General features: G+C 58.3%; 21 protein-coding genes and 1 pseudogene. 7 read left to right on the forward strand and 15 right to left on the reverse strand.

The genetic code is table 11. The features are described 5' to 3' along the window. Positions 1 to 7: 7 nt before the first annotated feature. The 4 genes from Q0915_RS25795 to Q0915_RS25810 are packed head-to-tail and all read left to right on the forward strand — an operon-like array spanning position 8 to position 4,873. Complete coding sequence (locus Q0915_RS25795; protein WP_299483606.1) at positions 8 to 1,129, forward strand: Gfo/Idh/MocA family oxidoreductase; 1,122 nt, start codon at positions 8 to 10, stop codon at positions 1,127 to 1,129. 11 nt (positions 1,130 to 1,140) lie between these two features. Further along, positions 1,141 to 2,187: an L-glyceraldehyde 3-phosphate reductase gene (gene mgrA / locus Q0915_RS25800; protein ID WP_299483607.1), complete on the forward strand. Its 1,047-nt coding sequence runs from the start codon at positions 1,141 to 1,143 to the stop codon at positions 2,185 to 2,187. Continuing rightward, a complete protein-coding gene (locus tag Q0915_RS25805; protein WP_299483608.1) occupies positions 2,184 to 3,776 on the forward strand; it encodes a glycoside hydrolase family 43 protein in 1,593 nt (530 codons plus the stop codon). The genes mgrA and Q0915_RS25805 overlap by 4 nt, the downstream gene beginning before the upstream one ends. Before the next feature lie 41 nt (positions 3,777 to 3,817). Then, positions 3,818 to 4,873, forward strand: coding sequence for a sugar phosphate isomerase/epimerase (locus tag Q0915_RS25810; RefSeq protein WP_299483609.1), 1,056 nt, complete (start codon positions 3,818 to 3,820; stop codon positions 4,871 to 4,873). Positions 4,874 to 5,092: 219 nt separating this feature from the next. Here the strand turns inward: Q0915_RS25810 and Q0915_RS25815 are convergent, their stop codons facing one another. The 5 genes from Q0915_RS25815 to Q0915_RS25835 are packed head-to-tail and all read right to left on the reverse strand — an operon-like array spanning position 5,093 to position 10,448. Continuing rightward, positions 5,093 to 6,043, reverse strand: a complete 951-nt coding sequence (locus Q0915_RS25815; protein ID WP_299483610.1) for an ABC transporter permease — start codon at positions 6,041 to 6,043, stop codon at positions 5,093 to 5,095. Next, positions 6,040 to 6,987 carry an ABC transporter permease gene (locus tag Q0915_RS25820; RefSeq protein ID WP_299483611.1) on the reverse strand — a complete coding sequence of 316 codons (948 nt, stop codon included), beginning with the start codon at positions 6,985 to 6,987 and terminating at the stop codon, positions 6,040 to 6,042. Before Q0915_RS25820 ends, Q0915_RS25815 begins: the two co-directional genes overlap by 4 nt. After that, entirely contained in the window at positions 6,984 to 8,465 is a 1,482-nt protein-coding gene (locus Q0915_RS25825) for a sugar ABC transporter ATP-binding protein (protein ID WP_299483612.1), read from the reverse strand. The genes Q0915_RS25820 and Q0915_RS25825 overlap by 4 nt, the downstream gene beginning before the upstream one ends. Positions 8,466 to 8,503: 38 nt before the next feature. Continuing rightward, a complete protein-coding gene (locus Q0915_RS25830) occupies positions 8,504 to 9,526 on the reverse strand; it encodes an ABC transporter substrate-binding protein (protein ID WP_299483613.1) in 1,023 nt (340 codons plus the stop codon). Between the two features lie 37 nt (positions 9,527 to 9,563). Next, positions 9,564 to 10,448, reverse strand: a complete 885-nt coding sequence (locus tag Q0915_RS25835) for an SMP-30/gluconolactonase/LRE family protein (protein WP_299483844.1) — start codon at positions 10,446 to 10,448, stop codon at positions 9,564 to 9,566. Between the two features lie 237 nt (positions 10,449 to 10,685). Between Q0915_RS25835 and Q0915_RS25840 the strand changes: the two genes are divergently transcribed. Both Q0915_RS25840 and Q0915_RS25845 read left to right on the forward strand, forming a co-directional pair. Further along, positions 10,686 to 11,984: a GAF domain-containing sensor histidine kinase gene (locus Q0915_RS25840; RefSeq protein WP_299483614.1), complete on the forward strand. Its 1,299-nt coding sequence runs from the start codon at positions 10,686 to 10,688 to the stop codon at positions 11,982 to 11,984. Then, a complete protein-coding gene (locus tag Q0915_RS25845) occupies positions 11,965 to 12,705 on the forward strand; it encodes a response regulator transcription factor (protein WP_299483615.1) in 741 nt (246 codons plus the stop codon). Before Q0915_RS25840 ends, Q0915_RS25845 begins: the two co-directional genes overlap by 20 nt. Before the next feature lie 37 nt (positions 12,706 to 12,742). Here the strand turns inward: Q0915_RS25845 and Q0915_RS25850 are convergent, their stop codons facing one another. From Q0915_RS25850 to Q0915_RS25880, 7 genes are all read right to left on the reverse strand, one after another. Next, positions 12,743 to 13,867 (reverse strand): enolase C-terminal domain-like protein, encoded by a 1,125-nt coding sequence (locus Q0915_RS25850; RefSeq protein WP_299483616.1) that lies wholly within the window; start codon positions 13,865 to 13,867, stop codon positions 12,743 to 12,745. Positions 13,868 to 13,912: 45 nt separating this feature from the next. Next, entirely contained in the window at positions 13,913 to 14,347 is a 435-nt protein-coding gene (locus Q0915_RS25855; RefSeq protein ID WP_299483617.1) for a universal stress protein, read from the reverse strand. Positions 14,348 to 14,420: 73 nt separating this feature from the next. Beyond that, positions 14,421 to 15,731, reverse strand: coding sequence for a TRAP transporter large permease subunit (locus tag Q0915_RS25860; protein WP_299483618.1), 1,311 nt, complete (start codon positions 15,729 to 15,731; stop codon positions 14,421 to 14,423). Between the two features lie 3 nt (positions 15,732 to 15,734). Next, positions 15,735 to 16,262, reverse strand: a complete 528-nt coding sequence (locus tag Q0915_RS25865) for a TRAP transporter small permease subunit (protein ID WP_299483619.1) — start codon at positions 16,260 to 16,262, stop codon at positions 15,735 to 15,737. A 68-nt stretch (positions 16,263 to 16,330) separates the two neighbouring features. Next, positions 16,331 to 17,311: a TRAP transporter substrate-binding protein gene (locus Q0915_RS25870; protein WP_299483620.1), complete on the reverse strand. Its 981-nt coding sequence runs from the start codon at positions 17,309 to 17,311 to the stop codon at positions 16,331 to 16,333. A gap of 69 nt (positions 17,312 to 17,380) precedes the next feature. Then, positions 17,381 to 18,634 carry an FAD-dependent oxidoreductase gene (locus Q0915_RS25875; protein WP_299483621.1) on the reverse strand — a complete coding sequence of 418 codons (1,254 nt, stop codon included), beginning with the start codon at positions 18,632 to 18,634 and terminating at the stop codon, positions 17,381 to 17,383. 4 nt (positions 18,635 to 18,638) lie between these two features. Beyond that, positions 18,639 to 20,342, reverse strand: coding sequence for a thiamine pyrophosphate-binding protein (locus Q0915_RS25880; protein ID WP_299483622.1), 1,704 nt, complete (start codon positions 20,340 to 20,342; stop codon positions 18,639 to 18,641). A 148-nt stretch (positions 20,343 to 20,490) separates the two neighbouring features. Between Q0915_RS25880 and Q0915_RS25885 the strand changes: the two genes are divergently transcribed. Further along, entirely contained in the window at positions 20,491 to 21,189 is a 699-nt protein-coding gene (locus Q0915_RS25885; protein WP_299483623.1) for a GntR family transcriptional regulator, read from the forward strand. Positions 21,190 to 21,241: 52 nt separating this feature from the next. Here the strand turns inward: Q0915_RS25885 and Q0915_RS25890 are convergent, their stop codons facing one another. The 3 genes and pseudogenes from Q0915_RS25890 to Q0915_RS25900 form a co-directional block, all read right to left on the reverse strand. Beyond that, complete coding sequence (locus Q0915_RS25890) at positions 21,242 to 21,982, reverse strand: aspartate/glutamate racemase family protein (protein ID WP_299483624.1); 741 nt, start codon at positions 21,980 to 21,982, stop codon at positions 21,242 to 21,244. A gap of 261 nt (positions 21,983 to 22,243) precedes the next feature. Next, positions 22,244 to 22,351, reverse strand: a pseudogene (locus Q0915_RS25895) (BA14K family protein); the annotation flags it as partial. 343 nt (positions 22,352 to 22,694) lie between these two features. Next, positions 22,695 to 23,396 (reverse strand): Crp/Fnr family transcriptional regulator, encoded by a 702-nt coding sequence (locus tag Q0915_RS25900; protein WP_299483625.1) that lies wholly within the window; start codon positions 23,394 to 23,396, stop codon positions 22,695 to 22,697. Positions 23,397 to 23,518 lie beyond the last annotated feature (122 nt).

Genomic DNA, 23,518 nt, shown 5'->3' on the forward strand with positions numbered 1-23,518 from the left:
ATCTAAAATGACTGACAAACTTGGTATCGGCATCCTTGGGTGCGGAAATATTTCGGCTGCCTACATGCGTCTGGCCCCCCTGTTCAAGGGCATCGAAGTGCGCGCCTGCGCGGACCTCAATGCCGAGGCGGCCAAGGCACGCGCTGAAGAATTCAATCTGAGGGCGGAAACGGTCGACGGCCTCTTGGCTGCAAGCGATATCGACATCATCGTCAATCTGACTGTGCCCGCCGCGCATTTTGAAGTCTCAAAGAGCGTCCTTGAGGCGGGTAAAAACGTTTATTCGGAAAAGCCCTTCGTTCTCAGCGTCGAAGAAGGACAAGCGCTTGCCAAACTCGCAGCAGACAAGGGGCTGCGTGTCGGGTCCGCACCGGATACGTTTCTGGGCGGCGCGCATCAGCTCGCCCGTCACCTGATCGACGAAGGTGCCGTGGGCCTCGTCACATCCGGAACCTGTTTCGTGCAAAGCCCCGGAATGGAAATGTGGCATCCCAATCCGGACTTCTTCTTCAAACCCGGCGGTGGTCCGATCCTGGATCTCGGCCCCTACTATATTTCCAATCTCATGCAGCTGCTCGGACCGGTCAAGCGCGTGACCGCAATGAGCACATCCGGTTCAGAATACCGCACGATTACCTCCGAACCGCGGCACGGTGAAAAGATCAAGGTGGAGACTCCCACCACGATCCACGCGGTGATGCAGTTCCATTCCGGTGCCCAGGTGACTTATTGTGCCAGCTGGGATGTCTGGCAACATGGGCACTCGAACATGGAACTTTACGGCCAGAACGGCACGCTGCACGTTCCGGATCCCAATTTCTTCGGGGGAGAAATCCGGCTGACCGAGAAAGGCGCCTTCGCAACGGTGTCGGAGGACTGGAAACACCCCTTCTCGGTGGCGAATGACGGGTCGCATGCGAATTACCGGACTGCTGGTCTGGCCGACATGGCCCTTGCCATCCTGCAGGGCCGGCCGCACCGGTGCTCTCTGGAGTTCTCACTCCATGTCGTGGATGTGATGACATCCATTCTGGCTTCCGGCGACGCAGGTGAGTACAAGGACATTCTCACCACATGCGAACGTCCTGAAGCCCTTGGTCCGCAAGCGGCGCAGGATTTGCTGGCTTAATCGGAGACATCATGACCTGGCAAGCTGCACAAGCTCGTTATGACACTATGGAATACCGCCGATGCGGGAAATCCGGCCTGAAACTGCCGGTGATCTCGCTCGGCCTCTGGCATAATTTCGGTGGCGACACGTCACATGAGCGCAAACGGGATATCGTCCGGACCGCGTTCGACCACGGCATCACCCATTTTGACCTCGCAAACAACTATGGCCCACCACCAGGATCCGCAGAAGAAGCCTTCGGCGACATTCTCAAAACCGACTTCGCGCCTTATCGGGATGAGATCATCATCTCGTCCAAGGCCGGTTATCTTATGTGGCCCGGGCCCTATGGCGAGTGGGGCAGCCGAAAGTACCTGATTGCTTCGTGCGATCAGTCGCTCAAGCGGATGGGCCTTGACTATGTCGATATCTTCTATTCGCACCGGTTCGATCCGGAGACGCCATTGGAAGAAACAATGATGGCACTGGATCACATCGTGCGATCCGGCAAGGCGCTATATGCAGGCATATCCTCATACAATTCCAAAAGAACCCGGGAAGCTGCCGCGATCCTGAAGGAACTCGGCACGCCGTGCCTGATCCACCAGCCGAGTTACTCCATGATCAACCGCTGGGTAGAAGAAGATGGCCTTCTCGACACGCTCGAGGATCTCGGCATCGGATCCATCGCCTTTACGCCTTTGGCTCAGGGGATGCTGACGAACAAGTATCTCAAGGGCATTCCGGACGGCAGCCGCGCGACCCAGGGCAAATCCCTCAAGAACGAGTTTCTGAGCGAAGAAACTCTCAATGCAATCAGGTCGCTCAATGCGATTGCCGAGCGGCGCGGGCAGAGCCTTGCGCAGATGGCTTTGGCCTGGGTCCTCCGCAACGGCCGCGTGACCACGGCGCTTATCGGCGCAAGCCGGCCGGAGCAGGTGATAGATTGCGCGGCCGTGGTGAACAACATGGAGTTCACGGAAGCCGAATTGCGGGAAATCGAGACCACCACGGTTGAGGCAAACGTCAATCTCTGGGCAGCCTCTTCCGAACGACAAGGACCGTCCCGCGGATGATCCGGAACCCGATCCTGCCTGGCTTCAACCCGGATCCTTCGATTTGCCGGATGGACGATGAGTATTTCATCGCCACCTCGACCTTCGAATGGTTTCCGGGTGTTCAGATCCACAGGTCCAAAGACCTGGCCAACTGGGATCTGGCCTGCCGGCCGCTGGATCGGGCTTCTCAACTGGACATGCGCGGCAACCCAGACAGCGGCGGCATATGGGCGCCGTGTCTCAGCTATTCGGACAACCGCTTCTGGCTGGTCTATACGGACGTCAAACGCCTTGATGGCAACTTCAAGGACGCGCACAATTACCTTGTGACGTCACCATTGATCGAGGGGCCCTGGAGTGATCCGGTCCATCTCTCGTCGCACGGCTTCGATCCTTCGCTCTTCCACGACGATGACGGCCGAAAGTGGTACCTGGTTCTGCAGTGGAACCACATTTCAAGTTCCGTCGGCGGCAAACCGCGCACGTCGGCATTTGACGGCATACTTCTTCAGGAATGGTCGGAAACGGAAGGCCTGATCGGTGAGCCGGAAAAGATCTTCTCCGGAAGTTACCTCGGGCTGACCGAGGGACCGCATCTATTTAAACGCAACGGCTGGTACTACCTCACCGTTGCCGAGGGCGGCACGGGCTACAATCACGCGGTTACGATGGCGCGGTCCCGGTCGATCAAAGGCCCTTATGAACTGCATCCAAATACCCACCTGATAACGGCAAAGGATGTTCCCGACTGGCCACTGCAGCGGGCCGGGCACGGTCAGATTGTTGAAACTCCTGATGGCGGGGTCTATCACACACATCTGTGTTCCCGACCGCTTCCCGGCCGTTTTTCACCGCTCGGACGTGAAACCGCGATCCAGAAATGCGTCTGGCGCGACGATTGGCTGTTTCTTGAAAATGGCGGTCCGCTGCCGCAAATCGAGGTGCCGGGTCTCAGCGGCGCTGTCTCCAGGCCGCCGCAAAGAACCAACCGGATATTTGTCGGCAACGAGTTGCCCCCGGAATTCCAGTGGCCCAGGACACCTTATCCAGAACGCCTCTTCACGCTCACAGGTTCCGAACTGCGCCTCATTGGCCGGGAAAGCATCGGCAGCTGGTATGAACAATCTTTGGTCGCGCGCAGACAGGAGCATCTTGACTACCGCGCCGAGACGACCCTGTCAGGCTTCGAACCTGAGACCTATCAGCAGGCAGCGGGCCTGACGACCTACTACAATCGGCACAAGTTTCATTTCCTCGCCGTCAGCCGGACCGAGGAACTCGGCCGCTGCCTGATGCTGATGTCCTGCCCGGGGAACTGGCCTGACGGAAACATGACTTTTCCGGCAGAGCACGTCGCCATCGAGGACGGCCCGGTCGAGCTCGCCGTCGAGGTGAAAGGCGCGCGCCAGCAGTTTTTCTGGCGACAGAAGGCCGGCTGGTCAGCGTTCGGGCCGGAGCTTGATGCGAGTGTGATTTCAGACGAAGGCGGCCGCGGAGAACATGCATCCTTTACCGGTGCATTCGTCGGCATGCTGGCCTTCGACACAACAGGCCGCGGCAAGACGGCCGAGTTTCAACAATTTTCATATGCACCTGAAGGAACCTGAAAGCGGCAACGGCTGCGCCTTCGACAAACTGGGAGGACCCCATGGCAGGACTGATAAAAGGACCGGCAATTTTCCTGGCACAATTTGGCGGCGACGAAGCGCCTTTCAATAGCCTGCCGTCGATTGCAAAATGGGCTGCCGGACTCGGCTATAAAGGCATCCAGATCCCGACATTCGACAGCCGCCTATTCGATCTCGAAAAAGCCGCGGAAAGCCAGGCCTATTGCGACGAGGTCAAGGGTATCTGTTCGGATGCCGGCGTCGAGATCACGGAACTGTCCACACACCTCCAGGGACAGCTGGTCGCCGTCCATCCAGCCTATGATCTGGCATTCGACGGTTTCGCCCCGTCCAGCCTCCACGGCAATCCGTCCGGCCGGCAGGAGTGGGCGGTCGACCAGATGAAAAAGGCAGCGGTTGCAAGCCGCAATCTCGGCCTTGATGCCTCCGTCAGTTTCACGGGTTCGCTCGCCTTTCCGTACCTTTATCCCTGGCCGCAACGCCCGACCGGCCTGATCGAGGAGGCCTTTGCGGAACTTGCCAGACGATGGAAACCGATTCTGGATGTTTATGAGGACCACGGTGTCGATGTCGGCTATGAAATCCATCCGGGCGAGGACGTTTTCGACGGCGTCACATTTGAAATGTTCCTTGAAGCGCTCAACGGGCACAGTCGCTGCCAGATCAACTACGACCCGTCTCACTTTCTGTTGCAACAGTTGGACTATCTGGCCTTCATCGACATCTACCATGAGCGTATCTGCGCTTATCACGTGAAAGACGCGGAGTTTAATCCCGACGGGCGCCAGGGCGTCTATTCAGGCTATCAGGGCTGGGTCAATCGCGCGGGCCGCTTCCGGTCCCTCGGCGATGGCCAGGTCGACTTCTCCGGCATATTCTCAAAGCTCGCCCAATACGGCTACGACAGCTGGGCGGTCCTTGAGTGGGAATGCTGCCTGAAATCGCCCGAACAGGGCGCAGCCGAAGGCGCGCCGTTTATCGAACACCACATCATCGAGGTGACCGACAAGGCATTCGACGACTTTGCCGGTGGCGATACGGATCAGGAACAGATCCGGAAAATGCTCGGGCTCTAGGGCTCTGGACACCCCTGCGGGAATTGTCCGAAGTCAAAGCCACCCGAGCCCCCACCCCTTTTACCTTCCCACAGGGCGTCAGGGGTGGGGGTCATCCGTGCCTGTGGTCAACAGGTCAAGGGATGGAAGGCGATCGCGCCTCGAAAACCGATAGCTGATCAAGTCGGAGCCTGACATCTGCGACAGGGATGCGGTTTTTCTTACAGATCCTCCAAGACCTCACCTGCTCTCCTTTCGCCCGCCTGCAAAAGTGACGACGCCGACGATGATCAGGCCGGTCAGGATCAACCTAAGACCTGCAGCGGCACCGAACGTGTTCAGCATTGCCACGAGCAGGAATAAAAACAGCGCAGATCCGAAAATTCCGGGGACATTGGAATTGCCCCCGGCTATCGACGAACCGCCAATCACCACGACTGCGATGGAGGCGAGCAGATATTCCTCGCCCATGTTCAGCGACGAGCCACCGGAAAATCCTGCCAAAAAGACACCGCAAACCGCTGCCAGCACGGCCGAGAGCGTGTAGGTCAGATATCTTATGCGTTCTATCGGGACACCCGCGAGCTTTGCAGCGCGTGTGTTCTGACCGAAGGCCGTAACGGACCTTCCGTAGATCGTGCGATTGAGCACCACCGCCATACCAATCGCGAAGGCAATTACCAGGAGCGCAAGAATGGGTACTCCCAAAATCTTTGCGGTCGAGATCCATTCCAGCGCGAGCGGCGGCTTGATCTTGACGCCGCGCCCGAGCGCGATGGCGCTCGATTGCACAAGGAAGCTCGACGACATGGTGGCGATGATCGGCGGAATACTGAGCACGCGGATCAGGCTGTAGTTGAAAAGACCGACCAGGAGGCCGACACCGACCGCGGCCAAAACGCCCAGAACGATCAGGGTGTTCGATCCGTCCATGACCATCATCGACACGACCGCGGACAGGGTGATGGTTGACGGGATCGACAAGTCGACATTGCCGGGTCCAAGCGTGATCACGAACATCTGGCCTATGCCGACCATCACGAAGAAGGTGGAGAACGACAAGGCCGTCGACGCCAAGGCGAGTCCACCCGTTCCGCTGATATAGGCAGCTGTCACCGCCCAGGTCGTGAAAGCTGCAAGAAACGACCAGCTCCAGGGATGCTGGCGCATGAAGGCCTGTACGCGTTTCATCGGCGGGCCTCCATCCGGTTCACGATGGCTCTCAATGCCAGCACAATGATCAGAACAGCCCCCTGCGCGCCGATCTGCCAGTCCGGCGAAATGCGCAGAAAGGACAGGAACGAGGCCGTCAATGTCAGGGTCATAGCACCGAGAACCGCGCCCACAGGCGAAATCCGCCCGCCGACAAACTCACCTCCGCCGAGGATAACGCCGGCGATGGAAAGAAGCGTGTAGCGCAGGGCAATATTGGCATCGGCGGAAGTGGCCAGACCAACCAGTGTCAGTCCTGCCAGAATGCCGAAAACAGCGGTCATCGCATACATCGTCATCTTGAGCTTCAGCACCGACCAGCCGGCACGCGTTATCGCTCTTTCATTGCCGCCGACACCGCGCATCAGAACACCCCAGGAGGTACGCATAAGCGCGAAGTGGACAACGAGTGCCAGAACGACAGCAGCCAATATCGGCATGGGTATGTAAGGCGGCTTGAAGGTAACCAGGGCCCGGATCCAGTCCGGTGCGCTGCCGCCCGGCGTCGGCAGAAGCAGAACCGCGCAGCCGGACCAGACAAACGACATTCCCAGTGTGACGACTATGCTCGGCAACTGCCGGATATAGATCAGCGCGCCCATGGCGGCATAGGCCGCGACGCATCCCAGCAGAGCCGCAATGCCGAGCAACGGTGTGTCGTGCAGCCAGGTCGCGCCGATACAGGCGACTAGCGAGACGAAGCTGCCAATCGACAGGTCGAGGTCATTCACAGCGATGACGAACATCTGCGCAATCGTCGCAAGTGCAATTGGTACAGCCAGATTGAACAGGAGGTTCAGTCCGAAATAGCTCATCGCGCGCGGTTGCAGCCAGAACACGCCCAACAGCACAAAAGTGAGAGACAAGGCAGGCAAAGCGCCCCGCCAGAAGCGGGCGGATGTGAAGAATTGCAGTCCGTTCATGCTGCCCCGCTCACCTGCTTGAAAGACGCCTGCAGCAGATTTTCCTCGGTGATGTCGCTGCCGACCAGTGTCTCGCTCACCACACCGTCCCGGAACACGTAGACCCGGTCGCAATAATCCAGTTCTTCCATTTCGGTGGTGTACCAGAGGAATGTTCTTCCCTGAGACGCTTCCTGCCGGATGATCGCATAGACCTCGTTTTTCGTACCGATATCAACACCGCGCATCGGATCGTCCATGAGGACGATATTCGAAGCGGATCCAAGCGCCCTGGCGAACAGCACCTTCTGCTGATTGCCCCCCGAAAGGGAAAGAATAGGCGCTTCGACGTTCGGCGCGCGAATTCCGATGCGGTCCTTCCAGGCTTCGGCGAGTTCCTGCTCCCGTTCGTTTCTGATCAGGGCGCCGGAGCGCAGCCTCCTTAAGGACGCGATCCCGATATTCTTGCGGATTGACCAGAGCGGCAGAACCCCATCCACCTGTCTGTCTCCGGCAACAAAGCAGCAGTCGTTGCCGCCACGGCCGGACGGCAGTACACCGTGACCCTCAAAAATCTCCAGCAAGGCTTCCGTCTGACCCTGGCCGGCCAAACCCGCAAAGCCGATGACTTCACCTGCCTGCGCGCGAATGGTCTGATCGTCCGGCTGGCCGGAGGGGCGCATGTGAATCCGTTCGTCACCGATCGCCTGCGCAGACTGGACGTCGCGTCGAGGCGCAACCCCCGCAGCCAGTGTGCTGCCCATGGCTTCGACAAGACGGCTGCGATCGAACTCAGAGGCTTCCCTGAAGGCGACGACGCGTCCATCCTTCATCACCGCAATCTTGTCGGAAACCTGCAATATTTCACCCAGCAGATGCGAGATCAGAACCACGCTCGTTCCGGAGGCCGTGATCTTTTCGATATAGTCAAGAAGCTGATTTGCAACCCGGGCATCCAGCGAGGAAGTCGGTTCGTCCAGTATGACAAGCCCAAGGTTTGTCTCGGTGACCGTGAAGGCGCGCGCGATCTCAACCATCTGCCGTTTTGAGATCGAGAGATCGCCAATGATGTCAACGGGCGAAATACCGTGCCCCGGGAATATCCGCTCCAGCTGGTCCATGATCAGAGCCGCAGCACGCTTTCGCCATGCGAAGCCCTTCAGGACCGGATGAATGATGCGTGTGTTTTCCGCCACCGAGAGGTTCGGACAGAGCGACAGTTCCTGAAAAACACAGCGGATCCCGAGATTTCCGGCGTCCTGAACCGAATAGCCCTTGCCGAGACTTTTGCCGGAAACCGTTAGAGCACCGTCGCTCGCTTCCAGGGTCCCCGCCAGGATGTTCATCAAGGTGGACTTGCCGGCGCCATTGTGGCCGACAAGTCCGAGACACTCTCCGGCGTGGATTTCAAGGCCCACGCCGCTCAGGGCCTGTACCGCCCCAAAGACCTTTTGAATTCCCGCAAGGGAAATCAAAGGGCTCACAGTTTCCGTTGTCATTGCTCCTCCGGAAATCGAACGGACGGTACCGGCACGCCTTACTTCACGCTTTCAAGATATGCCTTCGCATCATCCTGAGAGTACTCGACATTGGAAACGCCGCCAGGTTCGGTGTTGGCCAGCCCTTCTTCGAGATCCGCCTGATCAATTTGCAGGAAGGGCACGATCAGTTCCTTCGGCACATCCTGTCCGTCGAGGATCTGCTGCGCAACCCAGAAGGCAAGTGTCGAGACACCAGGCGCAATGGAGACCGACATGGTTTCATAACCATTGGCATCCTTTTGCTCCTGCCACCATGTCAGTTCATCGTGACGGTTGCCCATGATGATGATCGGCGTCGGCCGGCCTGCAGCCGCGAACGCCTGGGCAGCACCATAGCCGTCGCCACCTTGTGTCACGACCGCGACAATCTCAGGCATGCTCGGCAGAATACCGGCAACCGCTTTTTGAGCAACGGTCTGTGTCCACTCGCCATGAACGGACCCGGCAATGTTGAACTTGTCATGATTGGCGACACCAGCTTCGATACCCGAATGAATTTCATCGTCGACGAAGACGCCGGCCAGGCCGCGAATTTCAAGCAGCTCACCGCCATCCGCCAAACGTCCGGACAGATAATCGACCTGGATCTCACCCATCTTCTTGAAGTCGACAGCAATGCGCCATGCGCACGGTTCCGTGACAACACCGTCGAAGGACACGACGACGATGCCTGCATCACAAGCCTCCTTGACCGCGCCGTTGAGTGCCGTCGGCGAGGCTGCGTTGACCACAATCGCATCATATCCCTGAAGGATCAGGTTCTGGATCTGCGCTGCCTGTTCGGTGGCCTGGTTTTCTGCCGTGGTAAATGCATCACCGGCAGCAACAACACCCGTGCTGACCGCCTGATCGGCATTTTTGCCCCAGGACTTGAGCATGGCCTGACGCCAGCTGTTGCCTGCGTAGTTGTTCGACAGCGCAATCCGCTTGTCAGAAGTATCGGCCACCGACGGCTGAACGGCCGCAACAGTCATGGCAAGAGCGGTAGTCGCAAACAGTAGTGATTGACGTATTCTCATGATTTCCTCCCAATCATTCGTATTTCGCTTCAAGTCGTCAGAAAGCACTCCTCCGGGTTGATCCTCGAACACCCACATAGATCGCGTAGAGCGATGTTGTTGCTGTAATGAAGAGGCGATTGTTCTTGGGGCCACCGAAAGTCAGGTTGGCGACGGCTTCGGGAACAACAATGCGCCCGAGGAAAGATCCGTCCGGTGCGAACACCTGAACACCGTTACCGGAGCTGGACCAGATGTTGCCAAACTCGTCCAGCCTGAAGCCGTCGGGTACGCCTGGCGAAATCTCGGCAAAAACGCTCTCGCTTTCCGGTCGGCCGGAGGCCCCGAGCTCGAAGGCCTTGATATGATGCGGCCCGCCGGCAAGATGCGAGACACCGGTGTCGGAGACGTATAGCCACGCTTCGTCCGGCGAGAAGGCCAACCCGTTGGGTTTCTCCATCGTCTTGACGACGGGTTCGACCTCACCTGTCTCCGGATCGAGACGATAGACATAACAGCCGTCCTGTTCGGGCTCGGCGCGCGCGCCCTCATAGTCGGTCAGAATACCGTAGCTGGGATCGGTGAACCAGATCGAACCGTCGGATTTCACCACGACGTCGTTGGGCGAATTCAACCGTTTGCCGGCATGATGCGTTGCCAGCACGGTTCGGGACCCGTCGTGTTCGCGCCGGGTCACCGAACGGGTCAGGTGTTCGCAACTGACAAGCCTGCCTTCGCGGTCGATCGTGTTGCCATTGGCATTATTGGATGACGTCGTCAGGGACCGCGTTCCCAGTCCCTCGACCCATTGCAATATCCTGTTGTTGGGAATGTCGGACCAGACCACGCAGTCCGTCATGGCAAAATAGGCCGGCCCTTCCGCCCAAAGGCAGTTTTCGAACAGGCGCTCCAGACCGCAGATCGGAATCACAAGATCCCGCATGCGGTCGCACGCAATTTCGACCCCGTCATGCAATGGCCGCTGTCTCCCTGAGCCGCCGGTTTCAATGTCCTGATCCGGCAGCAATTGCTTTGTTGTTCAGGGAGCTTTCCATGCCGCCCGCACATTGTATGCTGTAGTTTCGACAAACCTCTTGCGGGAACCCGCAGGTTTGAGTGCAGGTTTCAACGGCGACAAAGCGGAAATGGCGCAGGAGAGACAATCCGGAGACCGGTATCCTTGACAGAAGAAGAAACACATACCGGAGCGAACGCCATTAGCACCGAGGCCATGCTGCAACGGTTTCTGCTGATCTCACGGGCAGTGGCCGGACAACTGGATTTTCAGTCGCTGATCCAGAAAGTGTCTGAAGAGGTCGGCTACTTTCTGCCCCACGATCACATCGACGTCTGCATCCTGACAGGCGAAGGCGACATGCATGTCGCCTACGAGGCCAGGCTGCACACGGGATGGGGTGACGCACCCGAACCGGTTCCGATTTCCGTCAGTCCGATCCGCAGCATGTTGCGCGGCGAGGAGGATTTCATTCTGACCGCTGACGCCCAGTTGGACGAGCGCTTCCACTTCGACGGTGCGTTCAGCGATCCGATTTTCGACGCCCGCCTGCGCAGCCGCCTGCACGTGCCTCTGCAGGTGGAGGGCAAGGTGATCGGCGCCCTGTCCTATTCATGCCATGCGCGCGACATCTATGAAGACAGCCACGTGACGATCGCCCAATATGTCGCCGACCTGCTGTCCTCCTATATCCACGCCCTGAACCAGGGTGAGCGCGCCCGGAAGGCCGCCATCCGGCAGGCGGAGATCCATGCGCATGCGGAAGGCCTGCGGGCCGGTGCGCTGCGCCTGACGGAAGCGCTCGAACTGGAGCGGCAAAGGATCGGCATGGACCTCCATGACCAGACCCTCGCAGACCTGACGCGTCTCAGCCACGAATTGCGACGTCTCAGGCAGGCTCCGAAGATACCGGGCGAAACGCTGACCACGCTCACCGACCGGCTGGAAGGGTGCCTGCAGGAACTCAGAAGCATCATCGAAGATGCCCGGCCGAGCGTTCTGAAGCTGTTCGGCTTCGAGCAGGGTATCGAAGCCCTGCTCGAACGCGCCGTCGCCTCGCAGGCGAGGCCGATCTCGGTGGAATTTTCCGACGAAACCGACGGGGCGGGCAACGTCCTTCAGGAAACCCATCAGATCGCCCTTTTCCGGATCGCGCAGGAGGCGGTGAACAACGCGATCAAACATGCCGATGCATCCCGGATCCGCGTCGTGCTTTCACAGTCGGACCGCCTGCTGAGCCTTGCAATTTCCGATGACGGCAGCGGCCTAACAGGCGGTGACGGTGACCATTTCGGCGGGATCGAGAACATGCGCACCCGCGCAACACTGATTTCCGCACAGTTCGAAATCGAGCCCTGTGCCGACTTGTCAGGAACCCGTGTCTGTGTCTCCCTTCCTCTCGGCGATCCGTCCACATTCCCCACGTCAGAACGAACTCAAAACAATGCGTATATTGATAGTTGAAGACGACGTCCTGCACCGTTCCTTTCTGCGCGAAGTCGTGGAACGGGAACTGCCGGATGTCACGGAACTGACCGAGGCACAGAACGGGGACGAAGGCATTGCCCTGGCCGCAAAGCACAGGCCGGACGCGATCGTGATGGATCTGCAGATGCCGAACAGAACCGGGGTCGAGGCGGCGCGTGCCATCTGGCGGCAGGAGCCCGAAACACGAATCCTGTTCTGGTCCAATTATGCAGACGAGGCTTATGTCCGTGGGATATCCCGGATCGTTCCACCGGGCGCTTCCTACGGCTACATTCTCAAATCCGCCTCCGAAGACCGTTTGAAACTGGCCCTGCAGGGCGTCTTTGTCGAAGAACAGTGCATCATCGACAGGACCGTGCGCGGCGTTCAACAGCGGGCTGACGACCGGCTGCAGGGTCTTACCGACGCTGAATACGAGGTTCTGATCGACATTGCACTCGGATTGACGGACAGAACGATTTCAAGACGGCGCGGCATTTCTCTGCGCAGCGTGCAAAGCCGGCTGCAGGCGCTTTACGAGAAACTCGGGCTCGACCAGGATACAGACCGCGATCAGGATGGGGCAGCGATCTACAACAGCCGCTCGCGCGCAGTCAGCATCGCGTTTTTGCGGCGGCTCGTGAACGGCAAGGCGATCGAGGCGGCGGAACTGGACTACCGGACATGGGCAGACACGACGAGCAAGACGCAGACCTAAAGTATCCGTTATGATCAAGCGGGCTTTTGTGTCCACGTCACTGCAGCGGATCGGCGACCGCGTATTTTCTTAGCTTTACCGGGTCCACACTAACCCCCAGTCCCTGGCCTTCGGGAACATGAACGCGCCCGTTTCTGACCGGGAACGGTTCTGTCAGAATATCGTCCTCGGCATAGTAGGTCGCCATGTAGAATTCGCAGTCAAGGATCAGGTCGGGTACGGCCGCCATGAGATGTGCGCCGGCGGCATGCGCAAGACCAGTCTCGAACATGCAGCCGCCATAGACTTCGATCCCGGCCGCGCGAGCGATCGCCGCCACCTCGAGCGCGCGGCGAATGCCGCCAGACTTCATGATCTTCAATGAAAAGATGTCAGCCATGCGGATCTGCGCTGCATAAAGCGCCCCCTTCGGGTCGAAGACGCTTTCGTCGGCCATAATCGGCGCGTCGATCACGTCAGTCAGATGCGCCATGATCTCGCGCTCGTGCATCTTGACCGGCTGCTCGACAAAAGTCGGGCGAAATGCCTCCAGATCGCGGACACGGCGCACGGCATCGTAGGCTGGCAGTCCCTGATTGTAGTCGATGCGGATATCAGCCGTTTCGCCATAGATCTCCCGCATTTTCTCCAGGCGCACAAGATCGAAACGGTGATCTGAAAAGCCGGTCTTGAGCTTGAAGATCCTGACGCCGTCCTCCCACATGGCGGCGACGTCTTCCAGGTCCTTGCCGAAGTCGGGATTGGCAATGGAAAAGCTCATGCCCATGCTGTCCCGCTGCCGGCCGCCGACAAGTTCCGAGACCGACAGGCCCGAGATCTGACCGGTTATGTCCAGCAGCGCCATTTCGAGCGCGGCCTTGGCCTCGGGATGCCCGACGATGATCTTGTCCGCCATCGACATATGCTTTTCGACCTGCACGGGATCCTGTCCGATCAGATGCGGCCGCAGATACACATGCAGGGCCGTAGCGCATCCTTCCGCCGTGCCAGTGAACACAGGCCAGGGCGAGGCTTCTCCCCAGCCTTTGATGCCTGTGTCGGTGGTCATTTCCAGGATGGCGACGTGAATTCCGGCAACGTCGCCGCTGCCATGCGAATGCACTGCCCTTGCGGGGATCCTGATCCTGTGGATTCGGATTGTCTCGATTTTGTGCCCGCTCACACGAACCTCCGATATCGATTTGATGCGTCTTCCGGAAGTGGATGTCTAATCGGGCCGGACGACCAGAACCGAGCACGACGCGAAACGCGACACACGGGCCGCATTGGGACCTATGAACAAGTCCTTCACGGTTGGCCTGCTGGCCCCGATCACAATAAAGCGCGCGGCCTGGAGATCGGCATGTTCGATCAGCTTTTCGTAAACGACGCCGCGCAAGACATCTGTCGAATGCGGCACATCCTGCCAATCGAACTGGCCTGCATAAGCGGCGAGATCCTTGCGTGCGTCCACTTCGACCTGATCGCGCATCTCGTCGGGAATGTAGGCCTGCACATAGGTGTTTTGCTGATCCGGTATCACAAAGACAAGTTCCACAGCGGCTTCATGGCTCTGTGCCAGCATGATCGCCTCACGGACCACACAGGCATCAGACTCCCTGTGGTGCAGATCGACGGCGGCAATGATCTTGACGTCTGCCATAACGGGACCTCTTTGAACGCTAACTGCAAATGCGGAACAAAAGGCGGCAGTGGCCTGCCGCCTCCTGCCAATGTCATCCTCGAGGGCCGCGCATGTTTTCCGGCAGGAAGGTGGCCAACTCGGGAACGAAGATCATCACAAAGACCATCAGCACCATGATCAGGAACAAAGGGATCGCGGTCTTGGCGATGTAGCCCATTTCGTGGTTGGTAATCCCCTGCATGACGAACAGGTTGAACCCGATCGGTGGCGTTATCTGCGCCATTTCGACCACAATCACGATGAAGATCCCGAACCAGATCAGATCAATCCCTGCGCCAATGACCATTTCCTGCACGATCGCCATGGTCAGCACGACGGATGAAATCCCGTCGAGAAACATGCCGAGCAGGATGTAGAACAGCATGAGCGCCATCAGGAGCGAGAACTGCGAGAGTTGCAGGCTCTCGATGAATTCCGCCAAGGCGCGCGGCAGTCCCGTAAAGCCCATTGCGAGCGTCAGAGCCGTCGCCCCCATCAGGATCAGCGCAATCATCGCCGATGTCCTGGTTGCCCCAAGCAGGCTGTCGATGAAGGTCTCTTTCGTGAGCGATCCTTGCGCAGCCGCCAGAACGAAGGCCCCGATAACACCGATGGAAGCCGCCTCTGTTGCGGTTGCCCAACCGCCATACATGGACCCGATGACAACGAGGATGAGCAGGATGATGGGGATCAGAAACCGGCTTTCGCGCAGTTTCTCGGAAAAACTCATGCGATTGGCAATCGTCGGCACTTCTTTGGGGCGCAGGAACGACCAGCCGGCAACATAGGCCATGAACATGCCCGCAAGCACGATGCCTGGTAAAATGCCTGCCATGAACAGCTTGGAAATCGACTGCTCGACGGCGACGCCGTAAACAATCAGTGTCAGCGACGGGGGGATCATGAGCCCGAGCGTTGCCGCTCCGGTCAGGGTTCCGATCGTCATGTATTCGGGATAACCGCGTTTCCTGAGTTCGGGGATCGACATCTTGCCGACGGTGGTCAAAGTCGCGGCGGACGAACCGGACACAGCCGCGAAAATCGTACAGCCAACGATGTTGACATGGACAAGACCGCCCGGCAGACGCTGCATCCACGGACTGAGGCCACGGAACATGTCCTGCGACAATCGACTTCGGAACAGGATCTCGCCCATCCAGATGAAAAGCGGCAGAGCGGTCAGGGTCCAACTGGACGAACCGGTCCAGATGCGCGTCAGCATCGCGTCGCCGGCCGGGCGCGAGGTGAACATCTCCAGCCCGAGATAGGCAACGCCGAACAGGGCAAGCCCGACCCACACGCCTGTCCCGAGAAGCAGGAACAGAACGAACAGGAAAATGAGAACGAGGTAGATCTCTTCCATGTCTTATTCCCCCTGCGTTTTCGCACCGGGGACGTGGATATTGTCCCGGCCGGTAAACAGCGTTGTCACGAGATTGTCGAGTGCACAGATTGCCAGGAGCACCGTTCCGGCTGCCATGGACATCTGCGGTATCCAGATCGGCCAGGCATCATGACCCTGGCTGATTTCGTTGAAACGGTAGCTTTCATACGTGAACTTGATGGCGTATCGCGCGAACAGGAAAGTCAGGTAACTGGCAATCGCCCAGCACCAGATCTCACCGAATTTGCGGTAGCGCCCAAGCGCAGTCAGCAACAGGTTGACCCGAATATGGCTGCCGCTGTTGAGCGCGTAAGGCAACGCGAGGAAGGATGCCGCTGCCATGCAATAACCCGTGAAGTCAGGCGCGCCGGTGATGATCCCGCCGCCCCACCTTGCAACCATTTGCGAGGCCACAAAAAAGAGGATCAGAATCAGAAAAACCGCCGCCAGATACCCGGCGAATTTGTAGAGCGCATCAAGACCGGTGCGCAAAAGCCTGAAAATAGCCACCGCCGTCCCCCTTCAAAGGCGAGTGTGCCCGGCGGAAACCGCCGGGCAGAAATTGTCATGCAGGCAGACTATTGTTGTGCCTTGAATGCATCGACGATCGCCTTGCCTTGATCGCCGGCAGTCTCAAGCCATTCTCCCGTCATGGTCTCACCGATGGCCCGCAGTTCCCCGGCCATCGTGTCGCTCACACGGCCCGTGGTCATGCCGTTCTTGCCCAGCTCGTTCACGGTGAACTCGTTGTACTGGATGGAGCGCCAGTCACCGGCATATTCGGCCATGGCTGCACAGCCGTTGATCACGTTCTTGGTGGTGTCATCCAGGCTGTTCCAGCTGTCCATGTTGACCATGACATAGTTCCGCGGCAGCCACGCATCGGCGGCATAGTAGTGGGACAGGCTTTCCCAGATCTTGCGGTCGTAACCGGTGGACCCGGAAGACACCATGCCCTGTGCAACGCCGGTCGCGAAGGCCTGGCTGATTTCGGCTGCCTCGATCTGCACCGGCTGCATGCCGGCGAGTTCAGCCATTCTTGCACTTGCGTTGTTGTAAGTGCGGAATTTCAGGCCTTTGACGTCTTCAAGGGAATTCACTTCACGGTCGAAATAAAGACCCTGCGCCGGCCACGGCACGGAATAAAGCAGGTGGAGATTCTGGTCTGCAAGGATCTCGGTCAGCGGCTCTTTCGCCACTTCCCAAAGCTTTTCGGAATCTTCAAATGACGTTGCCAGGAAAGGCACGGAGTCGAAGCCGAAGATCGCGTTCTCGTTCTGGTGACCGGAGAGCAAGCGCTCGCCGATCGGCACCTGTCCGGTCTGGATCGCGCGTTTGATCTCGGCGCCCGAATAAAGCGAGCCGCCCGGATGGGTCTTGATTTCAAGCGCACCGCCCGTGCCGAGCGTCACGCATTCGGCGAACTTCTCACCTGTAGCGGAGTGGAAGTTGGTTGCCGCATACGCCATGGGCATGTCCCAGGTTTCGGCCGATGCCGCGCCTGCTGCAAGCGTTGATGCGGCAACACCGGCCATGAGTACTTTCGTCAGTCCGGACATGGAAAACCTCCTCGTTTTTTGTCCCCTCATGCCCCGCGGCCGCGGGACACGCTACTCTTATTGACCGGCCTAGAACCTTTGCGGATCGTAGGCCGACAAGTCGATGTTCTGGCGTTCCCCGGATATGAGCCCGGCCAGAATTCGCCCGGTCTTGGGTCCGGCCGTGAGGCCGATGTGATGGTGTCCAAAACCGGCAAAGACACCTGATGCCCCGATTTCTCCGATCAGTGGCAAACTATCGGAAGGTGCCGGCCGATGTCCGAGCCAGCTCTCTTCCTTTTCGAACGTCAAATTCGGAAAGGTCTCCCTGACCTTCCTGTGCAACAACTCCAGCGGCGCCTTTGACGGCGGTGCATCCACTCCGCCGAATTCGACAACCCCTGCGCAGCGCAGTCCCGCCCTCATGGGCGTGGCGACAAACTTGCCGCTCGTGATCATCATCGGGGTCCGGGGTCCATGTTCGGCCGCCTGGAAAACAATGTGATATCCGCGTTCGGATTCCAGCGGCACCGCCAGCCCCAGTTTCCGTGCCAGGTCACCGGACCAGACGCCGGTTGCCAGAACCACCTGTGTGCAATCAATTGTCTCCTGTGACGTGATGACACTGGAGACCTGTCCGTCCGCAAAGCTGAAATCCTTGACTTCGGCCTGAACAAAAACCGCACCGAGCTTTTCTGCTTCCACCGCGAGCGCGGCGATATATTGCCCCGGGTCGCGCACATAGCCATGGTCATGCATCACCGCCAGCAGGCCGATCTTGTCCGACAAGGCTGGCTCGAAGTCATTGATGTCGCCGCCTTGGAGCACGTCCGGCTCAAATCCGGCCAGTCGCCGGAGCATCCAGGTATAGGCATCCGCCTCGAAAGCTGCCTTCGACGGATAGGCGAAGCTGTAATCGGCATTGACCAGCCACTTCTCGGCGTCCGTTCCCTTGGCAAGCGCTTCGTGCTGAGAGGGTGAATCGTAGATGATCGGCGTCAGACTACCGGCAATGCGCCGGGTGTCCCTGTCGTTTGCATGCGACAGATATTTCAGGAGCCAAGGCATCAATTTAGGCAGGTACGACCAGCGCAGGAACAGCGGGAAATCCGGGTCCAGCAACATTTTCGGGCTTTTGCGGACAAGTCCGGGTGCCGTTACAGGGGCGACCGAACACGCGGCAAGTACACCGGCATTTCCGTAGGACGTCGAGGACGCACTGCCCGGTTTAACCCTGTCCACCACGGTGACGTTCACACCCGCCCGGCGCAGCCAGATTGCGGTCGACACACCGACGACGCCGGCGCCGATCACAACAACATGTGCCGATGCCGCCGTGCCCATGTCCTCAACCCATCCAGCGCCGCACCGGTGCGGCCGCTTCTTCAAGAGGTTGGCAGATCACGTCTATGAGGGTCGGTCCCTCGTAAGCAAGGGCCTCGGTCATTACCTCGTCAAGGTCTTCTGCCTTATCCACCCGCCAGGTTTTAAGACCGAAGGCTTCAGCGACGGCCGCCTGATTGGTGCGGTTGAAGTCAACATTGTAGTAGCGCTTATCGCAGTCGGCATATTGACTTGCCTTGATCCAGCCAAAGGCCGAATTGGAAAAAACGACGTAAGTGATCGGCGCGTTGGCGCGCACGACGGTTTCCAACTCGCCGCAGGCAAAGGCAAAGGAACCGTCGCCCATCATCGCCACGACCTTACTGCCCGGCCGGCCATACCATGCCCCGAGCGCGGCCGAGAGCGAATACCCCAATGCACCATGCGCGCGATTGGTGATGTATAGTCGTCCAGGATGTTTCTGCTGCGAATAGGCATTGTAGTAGGGGCAGCTCGTTCCGGGATCGGAAACCACGATCGCATCATCAGGAAGCTTTTTGTTCAGCGAGTCAATGATCTGTTCGGGGACGATCGGCCCGGAACTGCCTTGGACCAGCGCTTGAAACTTTGCGAATTTGCGTTCCTTGATGTCGGCAACCTTTACGGCGCCGCCGAATGTCGGCAGTTCGCCTTGGCGTTCGTCGAGATAGCCGTTTGCCGCTTCAAGAGCGAGTTTCAAATCCGCGACCACACCGACTTCGGTCGGGTAGTTGGCGCCGATCGTCATGGGATCGCTGTCGAAATGCACGATCCGCTGCCCCGGCTTGGGTGCTTCCCAGCGTGACGTTGTCGTGGAACCAGCGCGGCAACCCATGAAGACAACCAGGTCGGCCGCTTCCATCATTTCCCAGGTTTCGTCCGTTCCGCCATTCGATCCGACGACGCCAAGGGAAAGCGGGTGGGTATCGGCGAGCGATCCCTTGCCTGAAATGGATGTCGCGACAGCCAGATCAAGACGGCTTGCCAGCCGGTCCAGGCTTTCCATCGCACCGGAGATAACAACGCCGCCGCCGCAGACGATCAGCGGCGACTTCGCGGTCAGGATGGCCTCGACCGCCGTTTCCACCGCGCCGGGTTCGGGGGCGCCGCGGTAAGCGGGAAATGTCTGATGCCTGGGATCGCCCCAGATGTCGTCTGAGGCAACGGGATCGTACTGAATGTCATAGGGCAACCCGAGATGGGAGGACCCAGGCCGGCCTGTTGTCATCGCGCGAAAGGCCTGACGGACCATGCGCGGAATGTGATCTGCCCGCTTTATGACCGTGTTGAACTTGGTCAATGGCCGCATTAGGGCTTCCTGGTCGACCTCGGTCAGCGGATATTTGCCGTAGGATGCGACCGAAATGTCGGTCGTGATCGACAGGACCGCATAAGAACTTTCGTTCGCCTCGATCAGTCCGGGAAGAATGTAGGTGGCACCGCCGCCGGACGGGCCTTCGCACACGCCGACCCGACCTGTCACGCGTGCGTAGGCGTCCGCCATATAGGCCGCGCTGCGCTCGTCCCTTGTGAGGACGTGGGTAATGTCGTGATCGAGGGTAAACATGGCGTCATAAAACGGCAGCGTCGTGTCACCGCACAGCCCGAAGATGTGCCTGACGCCGTGCGCCTCCAGCGACCGCACCATCGCCTCGGCACCATTTAACGCATTACGAATGGTTTCCCCCAAGCCAGACGCCTCCCTGAGACAGCATTTTCCTAACTGCACTCAATATTGTATACAGCTCTGTAGGCAAATGTGAAGGCGCAAATGTTCACAAAGACCGTTTTTTGATCTATCAGGAGACAAAGCGAATGGATCGGCAGGGCAGGAACACATGACCAAACGTCTCAGTAGCGTTGACCGCGTCTACGAAACGCTGCGTGACATGGCGATCCATTTCGACTTCAAGCCTGGCGAACGCATCAACGAGTCGGCTTTGACAACCAAACTCGGAACCAGCCGGACGCCTCTGCGCGAAGCACTCAATCGCCTGGTCGCCGAGGGTTTCCTGACGCTTGCAAAGGGGCAGGGCTTTTTCTGCCGCCCGCTTGAACCTGCAAAAATCCTGGAGCTTTACCAGGCCCGGTGCGCGATCGAGACCGAGGGGATCGTCCGGGGCATCGAAAATGCCAGCGACGAAGAAATCCAGGCGCTTTGTGACTATCTTGAAGATTTTGAGAAGACCTATTTCACGTCAACGGACCTGACGGAAGTTCTGCAGCAGGACGAAGAGTTTCACCTTCGCCTTGCCGCTCTTTCCGGCAATGGAGAACTGGTGAGGCTGCTCAGCAACCTGAATGAGCGCATTCGTTACGTGCGCCTGATCAACTTCCGGCAGATCCGCGAGCAGATGAAAGACGGCGAAAAAGAAGATCCGTCGCTGCCGGCTCATCGCCGGATCGTCGATGCGGTCAAGCGCCGCGACACGGACGCGGCCGTCAAAGCGCTCCGCAGTCATATCGAACGGCGCAGCGGCGAAACCGTCGAGCTCGTCCGCCTCGCCTATTCACAGCTTTATGTGCCGAGTTACTGAGGCTCAAGCCATCATAGCAGCGATCCGTGACCCGCATTGACTGTCCGGAGTTTCACCAGCGCGGATCGTCCAGCTCGGCGGGAAAACGGGCAGGAGCGAGGCTTTGCTGGAACCAGAGCACGTAATTGTAGATCGAATAGACCGGCAAGCCCGTCAACCGGCGGATATCTGCCGCATAGGGCACCATGTTGGTGCATTCCAGGACAATGGCACCCAAGTCGCTATTGTTGGCGACGAGTTCCCTTGCTGCATCGCGCATGTCTTCAATGCAGGCCGCAAAGTCGATTTCAGGCGCATCGCCCAGAATGTCCCGCGTGAAGACTTTTCCACGTTCAGTGCCGACAATCGGTGTGTCCAGCGGAACATTTGCCGCTCTCAAATGATCCTCGGTGAGGGTTTCCCGGGATATGGTCAGGATGCCGACCCGTCTGCCGGGAGGCAGAGTTGCCTGGACCATCGGAACCTGCATCAAGGATGAGGTGGCCAGCGGGACATCGATTTCCTGCGCCAATTGATCCTGCAGGATCGACAGGAACCCGCAATTGGTCGTGATGCCATCGCATCCACTTGCAACGAGGTCTTTTGCGGCCTCGATGAAGGCATCAAGCAGAGGCCGTGCATCAGACCGCACGACAAGATCTGGCGATGCGCCGCGCACAACCCGGTACTGGACCGGGAAGGGCCATGTCAGGGCATTGCCCATGTCACCTGGAATGCGCGGAAAACGCGTTTCGAGCATCAGGATGCCGACACTTGCACCATAAACGGTCTTTCCGCCGCGCTGAAACGTCACTGCCATTTCCTTCGTAGTCGAGGGTGCATCCCTTTTAAGATATACATTTTTGAACGCAGACCTGTATACAATTTATTTTACAGCAACAACGAAGCTCTCAGGACCGCCGGAGACCGAGCCAAAAAGCGTCTTCAATCAAAACTGCCGGATCAATATTTTAACAGGCTCCGAGGCCGGGAAATCATGAATGAAACAAGAAAATCCTGGAATCGCGATGCGGGTCCCTGTCAGGACCCGCTGTCGACGTAAGGGACTGGTTTGTCAGTGAAAGAAAGGGGAGCGGCATTTCTTGCGCGGACCGTTATATGGCCGGAACGTGTTGTCATAGGAATTATAGGTTTTGAAACGCTTGCTGCACCAGCCGACATGCTTCTGCCATGCCCTGTTCTTGCCGTATCCGAAGCCGTAAAACGGTTTTACCTTGACGTATCCGAAGCTTTTGCCGTGATGTTTTCCATAGCCATAGTTTCCGGCAGATGCGGTGGTTACGCCGGCCATAATCAATGAGACGGCAACGGCCGCGAGAGAAACGGTTTTAACAATCGATTTTTTAAACATTACTGCATCCTTGTGTTTATGCGCGCTGGCCTTTTCTGTCGTGCCAACGAGCATCACGTAAGAATGCGATGAGGTGTTTGCCTGTGACGGGCGACACGCCAAACCGGCGGATCCTAAATGGTTTTGCGGCCTGTGAAAGCAACCGACGTTCTGATCAGTCGTCTTCGGCGATCGATTCAAGCGCCTCTCGATTGTCAATGATCAGCCAGCCGTCCCTCAGCGTGATCAATTCCGCCTTCTGCCACTTTCGCAGACAGCGGTTCACGTTTTCCCGGGTATTTCCAATCATGCTTGCAAGCTCGGACTGGGATTGTGAGAGTTTTTTCAGGGGCTTGTCCTCTGATCCGGGAGGTGTCACCGTCAGGCGGATTACAAGTTTCGCAAGCCGCACCGGAAGATCGAGAAACGCGATTTCGATCATGCGCTCATCCGAGCGCCGAACGCGTTGACACAGGAGTTCGATCAGCGGAATGGACAAGCCCGGGTTGCGCTGCAGGACGTCCAGGAGGGAACGTCTTTCAAGAACTATCAGCGTGCAGTTGGTGAGAGCCTTGACGCTGGCAGAGCGTTCGCCACCATCGAGCAGCGCTATTTCCCCGAAAACATCGCCGGCCTGCAAGTCGTTGAGTGTAATCTCGCGTGCGCTCGGCGTCAGCATGGTTACGCGCACCGACCCTTCGGCAATCGCCATCATGCTCTGCCCCGGGTCGCCCATCGTAAAAATGGTTTCTCCGGATTTGTAGCGCTTCACAAAGGCAAAACTTGCCAGTTCCCGCTTTGCCTGATCGTCAAACGCATCGAACACGAAACTCTTGCCGAGAAGTTTCTCCTTGTTGAAATCACGGTCGACTTCCATGTTCGTCTCTCTTTCTGCATTATTTCGGCTTAAATCGCTTGCTACAACATTAAGCACATATACGGATCGACATCGTGGTATGGATCCAACGGGGTCGATAAAAAATATTTTCGGGAAGGTGA

Origin of the sequence: uncultured Roseibium sp. (assembly GCF_947494555.1) — a bacterium.
Taxonomy (GTDB): domain Bacteria; phylum Pseudomonadota; class Alphaproteobacteria; order Rhizobiales; family Stappiaceae; genus Roseibium.

What these genes read in the sequence shown, in the direction of transcription:
- Q0915_RS25795 (WP_299483606.1), top strand. Translation starts at nt 8, where the DNA reads ATGACTGACAAACTTGGTATCGGCATCCTTGGGTGCGGAAATATTTCG.
- mgrA (WP_299483607.1), top strand. Translation starts at nt 1,141, where the DNA reads ATGACCTGGCAAGCTGCACAAGCTCGTTATGACACTATGGAATACCGC.
- Q0915_RS25805 (WP_299483608.1), top strand. Translation starts at nt 2,184, where the DNA reads ATGATCCGGAACCCGATCCTGCCTGGCTTCAACCCGGATCCTTCGATT.
- Q0915_RS25810 (WP_299483609.1), top strand. Translation starts at nt 3,818, where the DNA reads ATGGCAGGACTGATAAAAGGACCGGCAATTTTCCTGGCACAATTTGGC.
- Q0915_RS25815 (WP_299483610.1), bottom strand. Translation starts at nt 6,043, where the DNA reads ATGAAACGCGTACAGGCCTTCATGCGCCAGCATCCCTGGAGCTGGTCG.
- Q0915_RS25820 (WP_299483611.1), bottom strand. Translation starts at nt 6,987, where the DNA reads ATGAACGGACTGCAATTCTTCACATCCGCCCGCTTCTGGCGGGGCGCT.
- Q0915_RS25825 (WP_299483612.1), bottom strand. Translation starts at nt 8,465, where the DNA reads ATGACAACGGAAACTGTGAGCCCTTTGATTTCCCTTGCGGGAATTCAA.
- Q0915_RS25830 (WP_299483613.1), bottom strand. Translation starts at nt 9,526, where the DNA reads ATGAGAATACGTCAATCACTACTGTTTGCGACTACCGCTCTTGCCATG.
- Q0915_RS25835 (WP_299483844.1), bottom strand. Translation starts at nt 10,448, where the DNA reads ATGCGGGATCTTGTGATTCCGATCTGCGGTCTGGAGCGCCTGTTCGAA.
- Q0915_RS25845 (WP_299483615.1), top strand. Translation starts at nt 11,965, where the DNA reads ATGCGTATATTGATAGTTGAAGACGACGTCCTGCACCGTTCCTTTCTG.
- Q0915_RS25855 (WP_299483617.1), bottom strand. Translation starts at nt 14,347, where the DNA reads ATGGCAGACGTCAAGATCATTGCCGCCGTCGATCTGCACCACAGGGAG.
- Q0915_RS25860 (WP_299483618.1), bottom strand. Translation starts at nt 15,731, where the DNA reads ATGGAAGAGATCTACCTCGTTCTCATTTTCCTGTTCGTTCTGTTCCTG.
- Q0915_RS25870 (WP_299483620.1), bottom strand. Translation starts at nt 17,311, where the DNA reads ATGTCCGGACTGACGAAAGTACTCATGGCCGGTGTTGCCGCATCAACG.
- Q0915_RS25875 (WP_299483621.1), bottom strand. Translation starts at nt 18,634, where the DNA reads ATGGGCACGGCGGCATCGGCACATGTTGTTGTGATCGGCGCCGGCGTC.
- Q0915_RS25885 (WP_299483623.1), top strand. Translation starts at nt 20,491, where the DNA reads ATGACCAAACGTCTCAGTAGCGTTGACCGCGTCTACGAAACGCTGCGT.
- Q0915_RS25900 (WP_299483625.1), bottom strand. Translation starts at nt 23,396, where the DNA reads ATGGAAGTCGACCGTGATTTCAACAAGGAGAAACTTCTCGGCAAGAGT.